At 75.6% G+C, this 14,327-nt stretch carries 11 protein-coding genes, 1 tRNA gene and 1 other RNA gene; 10 read left to right on the top strand and 3 right to left on the bottom strand.

Features of this window, described 5'->3' with window-relative positions; genetic code table 11:
- The first annotated feature begins 79 nt into the window (after nucleotides 1–79).
- Nucleotides 80–164, top strand: a tRNA-Ser gene (locus ACI79F_RS03875).
- 47 nt (nucleotides 165–211) lie between these two features.
- Here ACI79F_RS03875 and ACI79F_RS03870 read toward each other — a convergent pair.
- Nucleotides 212–1,198: a DMT family transporter gene (locus tag ACI79F_RS03870; protein ID WP_456544206.1), complete on the bottom strand. Its 987-nt coding sequence runs from the start codon at nucleotides 1,196–1,198 to the stop codon at nucleotides 212–214.
- 204 nt (nucleotides 1,199–1,402) lie between these two features.
- Here ACI79F_RS03870 and ffs point away from each other — a divergent pair.
- Nucleotides 1,403–1,498, top strand: an RNA gene (ffs, locus tag ACI79F_RS03865) — signal recognition particle sRNA small type.
- Between the two features lie 52 nt (nucleotides 1,499–1,550).
- Nucleotides 1,551–3,950, top strand: coding sequence for a DNA polymerase III subunit gamma and tau (locus tag ACI79F_RS03860; RefSeq protein ID WP_456544207.1), 2,400 nt, complete (start codon nucleotides 1,551–1,553; stop codon nucleotides 3,948–3,950).
- A gap of 70 nt (nucleotides 3,951–4,020) precedes the next feature.
- Here the strand turns inward: ACI79F_RS03860 and ACI79F_RS03855 are convergent, their stop codons facing one another.
- A complete protein-coding gene (locus ACI79F_RS03855) occupies nucleotides 4,021–4,860 on the bottom strand; it encodes an N-acetylmuramoyl-L-alanine amidase (RefSeq protein WP_456544208.1) in 840 nt (279 codons plus the stop codon).
- A gap of 48 nt (nucleotides 4,861–4,908) precedes the next feature.
- Between ACI79F_RS03855 and ACI79F_RS03850 the strand changes: the two genes are divergently transcribed.
- The 6 genes from ACI79F_RS03850 (at nucleotide 4,909) to ACI79F_RS03825 (ending at nucleotide 11,648) form a co-directional block, all read left to right on the top strand.
- Nucleotides 4,909–5,244, top strand: coding sequence for a YbaB/EbfC family nucleoid-associated protein (locus ACI79F_RS03850; RefSeq protein ID WP_456544209.1), 336 nt, complete (start codon nucleotides 4,909–4,911; stop codon nucleotides 5,242–5,244).
- A gap of 39 nt (nucleotides 5,245–5,283) precedes the next feature.
- Nucleotides 5,284–5,883, top strand: a complete 600-nt coding sequence (gene recR, locus ACI79F_RS03845) for a recombination mediator RecR (RefSeq protein WP_409331215.1) — start codon at nucleotides 5,284–5,286, stop codon at nucleotides 5,881–5,883.
- Nucleotides 5,884–6,075: 192 nt separating this feature from the next.
- Nucleotides 6,076–7,692, top strand: a complete 1,617-nt coding sequence (locus tag ACI79F_RS03840) for an ABC transporter substrate-binding protein (protein WP_456544210.1) — start codon at nucleotides 6,076–6,078, stop codon at nucleotides 7,690–7,692.
- Between the two features lie 103 nt (nucleotides 7,693–7,795).
- Nucleotides 7,796–8,902 (top strand): ABC transporter permease, encoded by a 1,107-nt coding sequence (locus ACI79F_RS03835; RefSeq protein ID WP_456544211.1) that lies wholly within the window; start codon nucleotides 7,796–7,798, stop codon nucleotides 8,900–8,902.
- Nucleotides 8,902–9,948, top strand: coding sequence for an ABC transporter permease (locus ACI79F_RS03830; RefSeq protein ID WP_456544212.1), 1,047 nt, complete (start codon nucleotides 8,902–8,904; stop codon nucleotides 9,946–9,948). The genes ACI79F_RS03835 and ACI79F_RS03830 overlap by 1 nt, the downstream gene beginning before the upstream one ends.
- A complete protein-coding gene (locus ACI79F_RS03825) occupies nucleotides 9,945–11,648 on the top strand; it encodes an ABC transporter ATP-binding protein (RefSeq protein WP_456544213.1) in 1,704 nt (567 codons plus the stop codon). Before ACI79F_RS03830 ends, ACI79F_RS03825 begins: the two co-directional genes overlap by 4 nt.
- 41 nt (nucleotides 11,649–11,689) lie before the next feature.
- On the opposite strand, the gene ACI79F_RS03820 is transcribed toward ACI79F_RS03825, so the two are convergent.
- On the bottom strand, nucleotides 11,690–12,049 hold the full coding sequence (locus ACI79F_RS03820; RefSeq protein ID WP_456544214.1) for a Rieske (2Fe-2S) protein: 360 nt from the start codon (nucleotides 12,047–12,049) through the stop codon (nucleotides 11,690–11,692).
- Nucleotides 12,050–12,166: 117 nt separating this feature from the next.
- Here ACI79F_RS03820 and ACI79F_RS03815 point away from each other — a divergent pair, with 117 nt between their 5' ends.
- The gene (locus ACI79F_RS03815; protein WP_456544215.1) at nucleotides 12,167–14,191 is read left to right on the top strand and encodes a TPM domain-containing protein; all 2,025 of its coding nucleotides are present in this window, start codon (nucleotides 12,167–12,169) and stop codon (nucleotides 14,189–14,191) included.
- Nucleotides 14,192–14,327: the final 136 nt, after the last annotated feature.

Raw genomic sequence — 14,327 nt, 5'->3', positions numbered from 1 at the left:
CCGCCACGGTGGGCCGGGCCCCCGGGACGGGGAGCCGCGGCTGACCGCCGCGGCCGCGCCCGGTAGTCTGGGCGGCACGGGAGGATTCGCCTAGTGGCCTATGGCGCTCGCTTGGAAAGCGGGTTGGGGGCAACCCCTCGGGAGTTCGAATCTCCCATCCTCCGCACCGCTCGACTCCGCCCCCGGCGCCCCGCCGGGGGCGGAGTCGCGTTCACAGCCCGCCGTCGACCTCCGGCGCGCGGCCCAGCTCCCGCAGGTACAGCCCGGCGACGGCGGCGAGCAGCAGCAGCCCGCCGACCACCGCCCCCGGGGCCAGCCGCTCGCCGAGGAACGCCGTCGCCAGCGCGGTCGCGGTGAGCGGCTCGAGCAGCGTCACGATCGAGGCGACCGGGCCCGGGACCGTGCGGACCCCGGTGAAGAACAGGCCGTAGGCCAGCGCGCTGGGCACGAGGCCCAGGTAGAGCAGCACCGCCAGCGCCACCGGGTCGGTCGGGACGCCGACGCCGGCGGCCAGCACCGCGGGGGTGAGCAGCAGCGCGCCGCCGCCGAAGCCGGCCAGGGTGACCGGCACCCCCGCCGGCACGCCGCCGCCGGCCAGGGTGACGACGGCGTAGCCGAGCGCCGACCCCGCGGCCAGCAGCGTGCCCAGCAGCACCGCGGTGCCGGCGTCGGCGCCGGCCGATGCGCCGACCAGCAGGGCGAGCCCGGCGAGCGCGACGACCAGCGCGGCGGCCGTCGTCCCGCTGGGCCGGCCGTGGCCGAGCAGCGCGGCCCCGATCGCGATGAGCAGCGGCGCCAGGCCGAGCGCGACGAGGGTGGCGATGCTCACGCCCGCGCGGGCCACCGCGCTGAAGTAGGCCAGCTGGTAGGCCGCCAGCCCGGCACCGACGAGGACGAGGCGGACGACGACCGGCCGGCCGGCCGGGGTGCGGCCGGTCCGCCGCCGGGCGGTGCCCGCCCAGCCGGCCAGCAGGACGACCGCGCCGATGGCCAGGCGGTACCAGGCGATGTCCAGCGCGGTGAGGTCGCTGCGGTCGGCCACGACGCGGCCGCTGAGGCCGGACGTGCCCCAGCACAGCGCGGCGAGGACGACGAAGAGGAAGCCGCGACGCGAGGCCGCGGCGCGGGGACCGCGGCGCGAGGCGGCCGCGGCGCGGGAGCCGCCGCGCGTGGCCGCGGCGGGGGAGGGGGTGGACATGACGCTCCTGAGGGGGTCCGGACGGGGAGGGCGGTCCGGAGCACGGGCGGCCCACCCGCCGGCCGGGGCCTGCGGGCGTCAGGGGTGCGCGGCGCTCCGGGTCAGGAGCGGGGCGGGGGCAGCACGAGGGCGCGCCGGGGCGTCATGGACGACAGCGTAGGGGGCGGTGTGCCCGGCGCCCGACGGCTTTCCTCTACAGTGGGTGCCGACCCCTCGTGTGGCGTCATCCTGTGAACCTCCCCAGGGCCGGAAGGCAGCAAGGATAAGCGGGCTCTGGCGGGTGCGCGGGGGGTCCCTGCTTTCTGCGGACCGGCTGCGCGGATCCGTCGTCCGCTGCACGTAACCTCGCCGCGTGGCTCTGGCGCTCTACCGGAAGTACCGCCCGGCGACCTTCGCCGAGGTGGTCGGGCAGGAGCACGTCACCGCGCCCCTGGTGAACGCCGTGGACGGCGGCCGGATCAACCACGCCTACCTGTTCAGCGGCCCGCGCGGGTGCGGCAAGACGTCCTCGGCGCGCATCCTGGCCCGCTCGCTGAACTGCGAGCAGGGCCCCACCTCGACGCCGTGCGGGGTCTGCGGCTCCTGCGTCGCGCTCGCGCCCGACGGCCCCGGCTCGCTCGACGTCATCGAGATCGACGCGGCCAGCCACGGCGGTGTGGACGACGCCCGCGACCTGCGCGAGCGGGCCTTCTTCGCGCCGGTGAACAGCCGCTTCAAGGTCTACATCGTCGACGAGGCGCACATGGTGACCACGCAGGGCTTCAACGCCCTGCTCAAGGTCGTCGAGGAGCCGCCGGAGTTCCTCGTCTTCGTCTTCGCCACCACCGAGCCGGACAAGGTGCTGCCCACCATCCGCTCGCGCACCCACCACTACCCGTTCCGGCTGGTGCCGCCGTCCACCCTGCGCGGCCTGCTGGAGCGGACCTGCGCCGCCGAGGGCGTCACGGTCGAGCCCACGGTGTTCCCGCTGGTCGTGCGGGCCGGCGGCGGCTCGGTGCGCGACTCGCTGTCGATCCTCGACCAGCTGCTCGCCGGCGCCGGCCCGGAGGGCGTCACCTACGCGTCGGCGGTCGGCCTGCTCGGGGTGACCGACGACGCGCTGCTCGACGAGACGATCGACGCGCTGGCCGCCTCCGACGCGCCCGGCGTGTTCCGCGCGGTGGACCGCGTGGTCGAGGCCGGCCACGACCCGCGCCGGTTCGCCACCGACCTGCTCGACCGGCTGCGCGACCTGATCGTGCTCGACGCCGTGCCCGAGGCCGGCGGGAACGGGCTGCTGGACTGCCCGCCCGACCGGCTGGACCTGATGAGCTCGCAGGCCCGCGCGCTGGGCTCGGCGACGCTGTCGCGGATGGCCGACACCGTGCACGCCGGCCTCACCGAGATGCGCGGGACGACGGCGCCGCGGCTGCTCCTCGAGCTGGTCTGCGCGCGCATGCTGCTGCCCGCCACCGACGACGCGGCCGCCGCGACCCTGCAGCGCCTCGAGCGGTTGGAGCGGCGGCTGTCGATCGCCGGCGAGCACGCCGGCCGGCCGGCGGCCGAGGCGCCGGCCCCGGTCCGCGACACGCCGGTCCCCGAGGCGCCCGCCCGGCCCGCCGCCGAGGCCCCCGCCCGCCCCGCCGCCGAGGCCCCCGCCCGGCCGGCGGCCGAGGCGCCGACGCGCGAGCAGGCCGGTCCGCGCCGGGAGTTCGTCCGCAAGTCGCAGGTCGGCGCCGCACCGGCGGCCGCGGCCCCCGCCGCCCGGCCCGAGCCCGCCCCGGCGGCGCCGCCCGCCGCGCCCGCCCCGGCCCCCGACCAGCCGCCCCCGGCGGCCTCCGACGAGCCGCCTGCGGCGCAGGAACCGCCTGCCTCCGAGCCGGCGCGCGAGACTCCGGTGGCGCCCGACGCCGCGGCTCCGTCGCCGGCCGACGACGACTGGCCGGAGACCGCCCGCCCGGGCTCCGGCGCGCGGAAGCCGGCGAGCCCGCCCGCGCCCGCCGCCGCACCCGCCCCGCCGGCCGCGCCGCCCGCCGTCCAGCCCGAGGCGCCGCGGCGCCGGGTGGCCACCGACGAGCCCGACATCCCGCTGCCGCCCGAGCCCACCGACGACGAGGACTGGCCGCACCCGGCCGAGCCGGCCGCCGCCCGCGCCGCCGCGGCCCGGGTGGGGGCGCCGCGCGACACCGCCCCACCCCGCGCCGCCGCGGAGTCCGCGCCCGCGCCGCGCGGCGGTGAGCCGACCCCGGTCGTCACGGCGAACCCCGAGCCGGCCGCCGCCGGGGACGCGTCCTCGGGCAGCGACCTGACCACCGCCGACGTCCGTCGGGTGTGGCCGGAGCTCCTCGCCGTCGTCCGCAAGCACAAGCGCACGACCGAGGCGCTGCTGAAGTCGGCGCAGGTGCACGACCTGGCCGGCGGCACGCTGCACCTGGCGATGACCTCGCCGGCGCTGGCCAAGATGCTCGGCGACGAGCTGAACCAGGAGATCGTGCGCACGGCCCTGCACGAGCTCCTCGGCGTGCGCTGGAAGGTGCAGGCGGTCGTCGAGGGCGCCGGCCGCGCGCCGGCCGCCGGCCGGGTCGCCGCCGCGGACCGCGAGGCCGCCCAGGAGGCGCAGCGCGCCGCCGAGGCCGCCGAGGCGCGCGAGCTCATGGCCGAGCGGGAGGCGGAGGCGTCCGACGACCGGGAGCCCGCGCCCGCCGTCGACCCGGAGCAGGCCGCGCTCTCGCTGCTGCGCGCCCAGCTCGGCGCCCGCCCGATCGACGAGTGAAGGACCTGACTCCTCCCCACGACGCGCTCCGCGCGCCGCGGGACCCGGGAGCCAGGCCCGTTCCAGCACGTCACCTGCCGAGGAAGGTCAGCACCCCGGCCGCGAGCCGCTCGGCGATCGCGTGGCGGCCGGCCGCGTCGCTCATCAGCGCGGCGTCGGTGGCGTTGCGCATGTTCCCGCACTCGACGTAGACCGCCGGCGTCGCCGCCAGGTTGAGCGCGGCCAGGTCGCTGCGGTCGTCCAGCCCGCCGGCGCCGATGTAGTCGGCCGGGGGCACGACGGGGGAGAGCGCGTCGCGCAGGGCGACGGCGAGCGCGTCGGTGCGGGCGGCGACCTCCGGGCCGGCCGGGTCCCGCGACGAGGTGATGACGTGGAAGCCGCGGGCCCCGGCCGCCGCGCCGTCCCCGTGGATGCCGACGAACGCCGCCGCGCCCACCCGGCCCGGCAGCGCCCCGCGGGCGTCGACGCACGGCCCGACCCCGGTGTCGTCGGCGCGGGTGAGCACGACCTCGACGCCGCCCGCGGTCAGCAGGTCCCGGGTGCGCAGCGCGACGTCCCAGGTGAAGGCGTGCTCCGGGTAGCCGGCGTCGGTCGAGGTGCCGGTGGTGTTGCACGGCTTGGTGCCGCCCGCCCCGTCGGGCACCGGCGCGCCGACCACGCCGGGCGCGGCGGCGTTGCCGCCGTTGTGGCCCGGGTCGAGCACGACGACCGGCGCCGGGACCGGTGCCGGCGGGACCAGCGACGGGGACGGCGGCGCCTCCGGCCGGTCCGTGCCGGAGGGGATCGGCACGAGCGACGCCGACGCGGTGACCGGCGGCGGAGCGGACGACGCGGCACCGGCGCCCGGGGAGCCGCCGCAGCCGGCCAGCGACAGCGTGAGCAGCACCACCCCGACCCCGCCGCGCCGCACGGTCGCGAGCCTGCCACGGACGTCGTCCCCCGGGCCTACGCTCGACGCATGTTCCCCGGAGGCGCGCCCGACCTGCAGCAGCTGATGCAGCAGGCCCAGCAGATGCAGCAGCAGTTGGTCGCCGCGCAGGAGCAGCTGGCCAGGGAGGAGGTCACCGGCTCGGCCGGGGGCGGCCTGGTCACCGCGACCATGACCGGCGGCGGCGAGCTGACCGCGGTCACGATCTCGCCCGGCGCCGTCGACCCCGACGACCTGGAGACGCTGCAGGACCTCGTCGTCGCCGCCGTCCGCGACGCCGGGCGCGCCGCCAACGAACTGGCCGCCAGCCGGATGGGCCCCCTCGCCGGGGGTCTCGGCGGCGGGCTCGGGCTGCCCGGCGCCTGAGCCGGGCGCCCACCGCACCGAACCGACAGGAGTCCACCCGTGTACGAGGGGGCCGTCCAGGACCTCATCGACGAGCTCGGCCGGCTGCCCGGCGTCGGGCCCAAGAGCGCGCAGCGCATCGCCTTCCACCTGCTGGCGGCCGAGTCCGCCGACGTCGGCCGGCTCGTCGCCGCGCTGCAGCGGGTCCAGGCCGAGGTGCGCTTCTGCGCGACGTGCTTCAACGTCGCCGAGGGCGAGCAGTGCCGCATCTGCCGCGACCCCCGGCGCACCGAGGACGTCATCTGCGTCGTCGAGGAGCCCAAGGACGTCGTCGCGATCGAGCGCACCCGCGAGTTCCGCGGCCGCTACCACGTGCTCGGCGGCGCGATCAGCCCGATCGAGGGCGTCGGGCCCGACGACCTGCGGGTCAAGGAGCTCATGACCCGGCTGATGAACGGCCAGGTCACCGAGCTGATCATCGCCACCGACCCCAACCTGGAGGGCGAGGCGACGGCGGCCTACCTGGCCCGGCTGGTCGCCCCGATGGGGCTCGCGGTCTCGCGGCTGGCCAGCGGCCTGCCGGTGGGCGGGGACCTGGAGTACGCCGACGAGGTCACGCTCGGGCGGGCCTTCGAGGGCCGCCGCCGGATCGACGCCTGACCCGGACCGGTGCGGCGGGGGCGCTTGCTCACGGTCGGGTAACCATCCGCCACACTCCTTCCCAGGGAGTGGGACGAGTGCTACTCCTGGGTAGGTACTGTTTCCGTGGCGTTCGCCGAGGAGTCCGAACGGCGGGCCGCCACATCTGAGAACGAGGTTTGGATGACCCCCCTGGCAAGCAGTGGCCGCCGCATGCGCGCAGCCACGGCAGGCATCGCGGTGACGGCGCTGGCCCTCTCCGCGTGCGGCGGTTCCGATGACGACGGCGGCTCGGGCGGCGGTGGCGGCGGCGGCGACGCGCTGATCATCGGCACGACCGACAAGATCACGACCATCGACCCGGCCGGTTCGTACGACAACGGCTCGTTCGCCGTGATGAACCAGGTGTACCCGTTCCTGCTCAACACCCCGCTGGGCAGCCCCGAGGTCGAGCCGGACATCGCCGAGTCGGCCGAGTTCACCTCGCCGACGCAGTACACGGTCACCCTGAAGCCGGGCCTGACCTTCGCCAACGGCCACGAGCTGACCTCGTCGGACGTCAAGTTCTCGTTCGACCGCCAGGTCGCCATCGCCGACGAGAACGGCCCGTCCTCGCTGCTGGCCAACCTCGCCAGCGTCGACGCGCCGGACGACACCACCGTCGTGTTCAACCTCGAGCAGGCCGACGACCAGACCTTCCCCCAGGTCCTGTCGAGCCCGGTCGGCCCGATCGTCGACGAGGAGGTCTTCTCGGCCGACTCGCTGACCCCCGACGACGAGATCGTCGCGGGCAACGCCTTCGCCGGCCCGTACGTCATCACCAGCTACGAGATCAACGACCTGATCTCCTACGAGGCCAACCCCGACTACCAGGGGCTGCTGGGCGCGCCGAAGACGGACACGGTCAACGTCCGCTACTACGCCGAGTCCTCGAACCTGAAGCTGGACATCGAGGAGGGCGCGGTCGACGTCGCCTTCCGCAGCCTGACGGCGACCGACGTCGAGGACCTGCGCGGCAACGACGACGTCGAGGTCGTGGACGGCCCCGGCGGCGAGATCCGCTACATCGTCTTCAACTTCAACACCCAGCCCTACGGCGCGACGACCCCCGAGGCCGACCCGGCCAAGGCGCTCGCCGTCCGCCAGGCGATGGCCCACCTGATCGACCGGCAGGAGATCGCCGACCAGGTCTACAAGGGCACCTACACCCCGCTGTACTCCTACGTCGCCGACGGCCTGACCGGCGCCACCGAGTCCCTGCGCGGGCTCTACGGCGACGGCCAGGGCGGGCCGGACGCCGACCGCGCCGCCGAGGTGCTCCAGGCCGCCGGCGTGCAGACCCCGGTGCAGCTGTCGCTGCAGTACTCCAACGACCACTACGGCCCGTCCTCGGGTGACGAGTACGCGCTGATCAAGGACCAGCTGGAGTCGACCGGCCTGTTCACCGTCGACCTGCAGACCACGGAGTGGACGCAGTACTCCGAGCAGCGGGTCGCCGACACCTACCCGGCCTACCAGCTGGGCTGGTTCCCGGACTACTCGGACGCCGACAACTACCTGACGCCGTTCTTCCTCACGGAGAACTTCCTCAGCAACCACTACGACAACCAGCAGGTCAACGACCTGATCCTGCAGCAGCTGGCCACGCCCGACGAGGCCCAGCGGACCGCCCTGATCGAGCAGATCCAGGACACGGTCGCCCAGGACCTGTCGACACTGCCCTACCTGCAGGGCGCGCAGATCGCCGTCGTCCGCACGGGCGTGACCGGTGCGTCGGACACCCTCGACGCGTCGTTCAAGTTCCGCTACGGGGCCCTCGAGCGGGCCTGACGGCACCACGGCAGCACCCGGCCCCGGGTGGTCTCCCCGACGGGAGCCACCCGGGGCCTCCCCATGTGCGACCGGAGGCCGCACGCCCGGACGAGCTGGAGACATGACCACCACGAGCACCGAGGTGACCGGCGAGCCGGCCGCCGTCCCCGAGGCCGCACCTCCGCCGCGCCGGCGCCGCACCGGCGGCGGGCTGGGCAGCTACATCGCGGTCCGCTTCCTGCTGATCTTCCCGACCATCTTCATCCTGGTGACGACGGTCTTCTTCCTCATGCGCACGACCGGTGACCCGATCACCGCGGCGCTGGGCGGCCGGCTGGGCCCCGAGGAGCTGGCCCAGCGGGTCGCCGAGGCCGGCTACGACCGGCCGCTCCTCGAGCAGTACTGGGAGTACCTCACCCAGCTCGTGCGCCTGGACTTCGGCACCACGCTGTCGACCAACCAGCCGGTCACCGAGATCCTCGCCGACTTCGGCGCCGCGACCCTCGAGCTCGCCTTCTACGCGCTGATCGTCGCCTTCGTCATCGGCATCCCGCTGGGCCGCTTCGCCGCCTACGCCCGCGACCGCTGGCCCGACGCGGTGCTGCGCGTCTTCGCGATCCTCTGCTACGCCACCCCGGTCTTCTTCGCCGGCATGATCCTCAAGCTGGTCTTCAGCAGCGGGCTGGGCTGGCTGCCGGCCAACGGCCGCGCCTCCACCCGCACCGAGATCCTCATCCAGACCTCGGTCGACAACCCGACCGGCATCTACCTGATCGACGCGATCAAGACCGGCAGCGGCGAGGCGGTGCAGGACGTGCTGGAGCACGCCGTCCTCCCGGCGGTCGCCCTCGGCCTGCTCACCGCCGGAGTCTTCCTGCGGCTGGTCCGCACCAACGTCATCGGCACGCTGAACATGGGCTACGTCGAGGCGGCGCGCTCCCGTGGCGTCAGCGAGCGCCGGCTGCTGCGCAAGCACGCCTACCGGCCGGCGCTCATCCCGATCGTCACCGTCATCGGCCTGCAGGTGGCGCTGCTGCTCGGCGGCGCGGTGCTCACCGAGACCACCTTCGAGTGGCGCGGCCTGGGCTTCCAGCTGTCGGAGTTCCTGCAGGCCCGCGACTTCGTCGCCGTCCAGGGGATGGTGGTGCTGCTGGCGGTCGTCGTGGCGGTCACCAACTTCATCGTGGACGTCATCGCGGCGCTCATCGACCCCCGGGTGAGGTACTGATGGCCACCACCGCCCCCGCCACCCCCGACGTCCCCGCCGCGCCGGTCCGCCGCCGGCGCGGGCTGCCCGTCGTCCGGCAGCTGAAGCAGTCCGTCGGCCTCCAGCGCGGCATGCTCGTCGCCGGCCTGGTCCTCACCGGGCTGTTCCTGCTGACCGCGGCGTTCGCCGACCTGCTCGCGCCCTACGGCTACAACCAGCTGCGCGACGCCGACGGCCCCTTCGGCGCCCAGCAGTCGCCGTCGGGAGAGCACTGGCTCGGCACCACCGTCGGCGGCTACGACGTCCTGTCGCGGACCATCTACGGCACCCGCACCGCCCTGGGCGTGATCGTCGTCGGCATCGTGCTGTCGATCTTCATCGGCGTGCTGCTCGGCCTGGTCTCCGGCTACTTCGGCGGCTGGCTCGACCGCGTCCTGGTCGTCGTCTCCGACGCGGTCTACGCGTTCCCCCCGCTGCTGCTGGCCATCGTCACCGCGATCGTGATCAGCGGCGGTCAGTCCAGCCTGTGGGGCGGCATCATGGCGGCGGCGATCGCCATCACCGTCATCTACATCCCGCAGTACTTCCGCGTCATCCGGGCGGAGACGGTCCGGATCAAGGCGGAGGCCTACGTGGAGTCGGCCAAGGTCATCGGCGCGGGCCACTGGCGGATCATGAGCCGGCACGTGCTGCGCAACGCCACCCGCACGCTGCCGCTGATCCTCACGCTCAACGCGTCCGAGGCGATCCTCACGCTCGCGGGCCTCGGCTTCCTCGGCTTCGGCATCGAGCCGACCTCGGGCGCCGAGTGGGGCTTCGACCTCAACCGGGCGCTGTCCGACGTCACCAGCGGCATCTGGTGGACGTCGATCTTCCCCGGCATCGCGATCGTGTGGGTGGTCCTCGGCCTGACGCTGGTCGGGGAGAGCCTCAACGACCTGGCCGACCCGCGGCTGCGCAGCCGGCGGGCGGCGGAGGCCGGCGAGACCGGTGAGGTCACCGTGGTGCCCGGCGGCACCCTGGGGGCCGGCCCGGGCGGGCTGGCCGGGATCGAGTCGGCGTCATGAGCGAGGAGCGGATGAGCAGCGTCGGGCCCGTCGTCGACATCCAGGACCTCTCGGTCACCTTCGCCACCGACGCCGGCCGGGTGGTCGCCGTCCAGGACGTCTCGCTCCAGGTGGCCCCGGGCGAGGTGCTGGCCATCGTCGGGGAGAGCGGCAGCGGCAAGACCGTGACCGCGCGCAGCATCCTCGGCCTGCTGCCGGAGACCGCGACCACCCGCGGGGCGGTGCTGCTCACCCGCAAGGACGGCAGCAGCAGCGCCGACGTCGTCACCCTCAAGCGGTCCGACCTCGGCGAGGTCCGGGGCCGCGACGCGGCGATGGTCTTCCAGGAGCCGTCGACGGCGCTGAACCCGGTCTACAAGGTCGGCTGGCAGATCGTCGAGGGGCTGCGCGCGCACGGCGGGTACTCCCGCGCCGAGGCCCGCGCGAAGGCGATCGACGTCCTGCGGCGGGTCGGCATCCCCGAGCCCGAGAAGAGGATCGACCACTACCCGCACCAGTTCTCCGGCGGGCAGAAGCAGCGCATCGTCATCGCCCAGGCGCTCGTGCTCGACCCCGGCGTGATCATCGCCGACGAGCCGACCACGGCCCTCGACGTCACCGTCCAGGCCGAGATCCTCGACCTGCTGCGCCGCTGCCGCGACGAGTTCGGCACCGCGATCGTGCTGATCACGCACAACATGGGCGTCGTCGCCGACCTCGCCGACCGGGTGGCGGTCATGTACCAGGGCGAGCTGGTCGAGCAGGCCGACGTCCGCACCCTCTTCGCCGCCCCGCGGGAGGAGTACACGAGGCAGCTGCTCGGCTCCGTGCCCCGGCTCGGGCAGGGCCGGGCCCGCACCCGGGAGCGCGCCACGACCCGGCCCCCGGGCTGGGCGTCGGCCACCCCGGTGGTCGAGGCGCGGGACCTGCGGATCGTCTACCCGGGCCGGCTTCGCAAGCCGGACTTCACCGCCGTCGACGGGGTCAGCTTCACGATCCGGCCCGGCGAGGTGCTCGGGCTGGTCGGCGAGAGCGGCAGCGGCAAGACGACGATCGGTCGGGCCATCGCCGGGCTGACCAGGGTCACCGGCGGCTCGCTGGCGGTGCTCGGCACCGAGATGAACGGCGTCAAGGAGCGGCGGTTCCGCCCCGTGCGGGAGCGGATCGGCTTCGTCTTCCAGGACCCGGCGTCGAGCTTCAACCCGCTGCTGACGATCGCGCAGGCGGTCGCCGAGCCGCTGGTGGTGCACGGCCGGGCCGGGGACGCGCACGAGGCCCGCGGCCGGGTCGACGAGCTGCTGGAGGCGGTGCAGCTGCCGCGGTCCTTCGGCGACCGGTTCCCGCACGAGCTGTCCGGCGGGCAGCGGCAGCGGGCCAGCCTGGCGCGGTCGCTGGCGCTCGGCCCGGAGCTGCTCATCGCCGACGAGCCGACCTCGGCCCTCGACGTCTCGGTGCAGGCGCGGGTGCTGGAGCTGTTCGACGAGCTGCAGCGCGAGCTCGGCTTCGCCTGCCTGTTCATCAGCCACGACCTGGCGGTGGTCGACCTGCTGGCCGACCGGATCGCGGTGCTCCACCGCGGCCGGCTGGTCGAGGAGGGCACCGGCGAGGACGTGCTCGGCGCGCCGCAGCACCCCTACACGCAGCGGCTGCTCGCGTCGCTGCCGGTGCCGGACCCCGACGAGCAGGCCGCCCGCCGCGCCGCCTGGCAGTCCCTGGTCTGAGCGGGGTCGCTGGGGAACGGGATCCGTCCCCAGCGACTCCACTACTCGAGGACGACGTCGTCGCCGCGGCGCAGGGCCCGGCGGACCCGCAGCCTCAGGTGCTTCGCGTAGCCGCGGACGAACTGCGTGTAGCCCGGCGTCGGGCCGTGGTAGCCGAGGAAGCCGCGCGGCCCGGACACCATCTCGCCGGTCCGGACGTCGTAGCGGCTCTGGTGCCACGGGCAGACGAGGCAGCCCTCGGCGTCCACCTCGCCCTCGGACAGGTCGGCCAGCTGGTGCCGGCAGCGGCGGGAGACGGCGAAGTAGGCCCCGCCGCGGTTGCCCACCGCCCAGTCGCCGACGCGGCGCACCGTCCCCGGGGGCAGGTCGGCGGCGGGGATGCGGTCGGGCTGGTCGGCCATGTCGTCTCCAACTCGGTCGTGGGGCACGGGTTCCGTCGCGCACTACCCGGGCGTGCGGCCGCCGACGCTCCCCGGGGAACCGTCCCGGCCCCGTTCCGCCTGGGTAGGGTCGCCGTCGTGGTCGTCCGCCGCCTGTCCGCCGTCCTCGTCGTGACCGGAGCGGTGGTCCTGACCGGGCCGGCCGCGCTCGCCGAGGAGCCCGTCGACGTCGTGGGGCAGGTCGACGACCGGGCCGACGTCCTCAGCGACGGGCAGCAGTCCGACGTCGAGGACGCCGCCGCCCAGCTGGAGACCGACGAGGGCATCGAGCTGCGCGTCGTCTTCGTCGACACCTTCGGCGGCCTGGACCGCCAGGAGTGGGCCGACCAGTCGGCGTCGCTGTCGGGGCTGGACGCCACCGACGTGCTGTTCGCCGTGGCCGTCGACGACCGCGAGTACTCCTACGCGCTCGGAGCGGACGTCGACGTCTCCGTGGCGGAGATCGAGGACTTCTCCGCCTCCGAGGTCGACCCGCAGTTCCGCGACGGCGACTGGGCCGCGGGCGCCGAGGCCTTTGCCGACGGCCTGCGGGACGCCGCCGGCGGGGGCGGCGGGGGCCTGGGGGCCGTGGCCATAGTCGGCAGCCTGCTCGCCCTCGGCGGCGGCGCCTACCTCGTCTCGCGGGTGCGCCGCAGGAAGCCGGCCGCCCCGCCGGTGAAGCGGCTGGAGCGCCCCGACCCGCACGCCGGCGTGCCGACCGAGCAGCTGCAGGCGCAGGCCAGCACCGCGCTGCTCGAGCTCGACGAGGCGGTGAAGACCTCGCAGCTGGACCTCGACTTCGCCCGGCTGCAGTACGGCGAGGACGCCGTCACCGGCTTCGCCGAGGCGCTGGCGCAGTCGCGGCAGGAGCTCTCGCGGGCGTTCACCCTGCGCCAGCAGCTGGACGACGAGATCCCGGAGGACGAGCCGACGACGCGGGCCATGCTCGCCGAGATGCTGCAGCTGACCGCGGCCGCCGACACCCGGCTCGACGCCCAGGCTGAGGCCTTCGACCAGCTCCGCGCGCTCGAGCGGAACGCCCCGCAGGCGCTGGAGGCCCTGGGCCCGCGGATCACCGCGCTGCACGGCCGGCTGCCGGCCGACGCCCAGCGGATGGCCGAGCTGCAGCGCCGCTACGCCCCCGCCGCGATCGCGCCCGTCGAGGACAACCTCGAGCAGGCCCGCGCCCGGCTGGCCGCGGCCGAGCGGGAGGTCACCGAGGCGCGGGCGGCGCTGGACGGCGGCGCGGCCGGCGCGGCGGTCGGGGACATCCGCGCGGCCGAGGACGCCGTCGTCCAGACCGGGCAGCTGCTGGACGCGATCGGCCGGCTGGCGACCGACCTGGAGTCGGCGGTGCAGCGCATCCCGGCCGCCCGGGCGGAGACCGAGCAGGACCTCGCCGAGGCGCGGGCGCTGGTTGCCTCCGGCGACCGCAGCGGGCTGCAGCCGCAGATCGCGCGCGCGGAGGCGGGCATCGCCGCGGCCGAGGCGGCGATGGCCACGACCGGCGGGGCGCTGCCGGACCCGTTCACCGCGCTGCGCCGGCTGGAGGAGGCCGACATCGCCCTGGAGCAGGCGCTCTCGGTGGCCCGGGACGCGCAGACCCGCGCCCGGCGGGCGGCCGCGGCCCTGGACCAGGCCCTGCTGAACGCCCGGTCGGGCATCGCCGCGGCCGGCGACTTCATCGCCACCCGCCGCGGCGCGGTCGGCCCGGAGGCCCGCACGCGGCTGGCCGAGGCGCAGCGGCACCTGGAGGCCGCGACCGGGCTGGCCGCGACCGACCCCGTGTCCGCGCTGCGGGAGGCCCAGCAGGCCGACGCGCTGGCCGCGCAGGCGCTGCAGCGGGCCCAGTCCGACGTGTCGTCGTGGAACTCCGGCTACGGCGGGGGCGGGTACGGCGGGGGCGGCTACGGCGGCGGGTACGGGCCGGGCGGGTTCGCGGGCCCCGGCTACGGGCGCGGGCCGGACATCGGCAGCCTGGTGCTCGGCGGCATCCTCTTCGGGGGCGGCGGTGGCGGCGGGTTCGGCGGCGGCCGCTCGTACGGCGGCGGGCACCGGCGCAGCTCGGGCAGCTTCGGCGGGTCCCGCAGCCGCGGCCGGCGCACCGGCGGCGGCAGCTTCTGACCCCGCGGCCCCGACCCGGCGTCCCTCCTCCCGTGCGCCGTCCTCCCTCGCCCTAGCGCGTCCTCCCTCACGGCAGCGCGTCCTCCCTCACCGTCGGCGGTGAGGGAGGACGCCGCACGATCAGGTCACCTGATCG

The sequence above is a fragment of the Blastococcus sp. SYSU D00868 genome (genome assembly GCF_054050575.1).
This window is presented reverse-complemented; position numbering and strand designations above follow the sequence as displayed.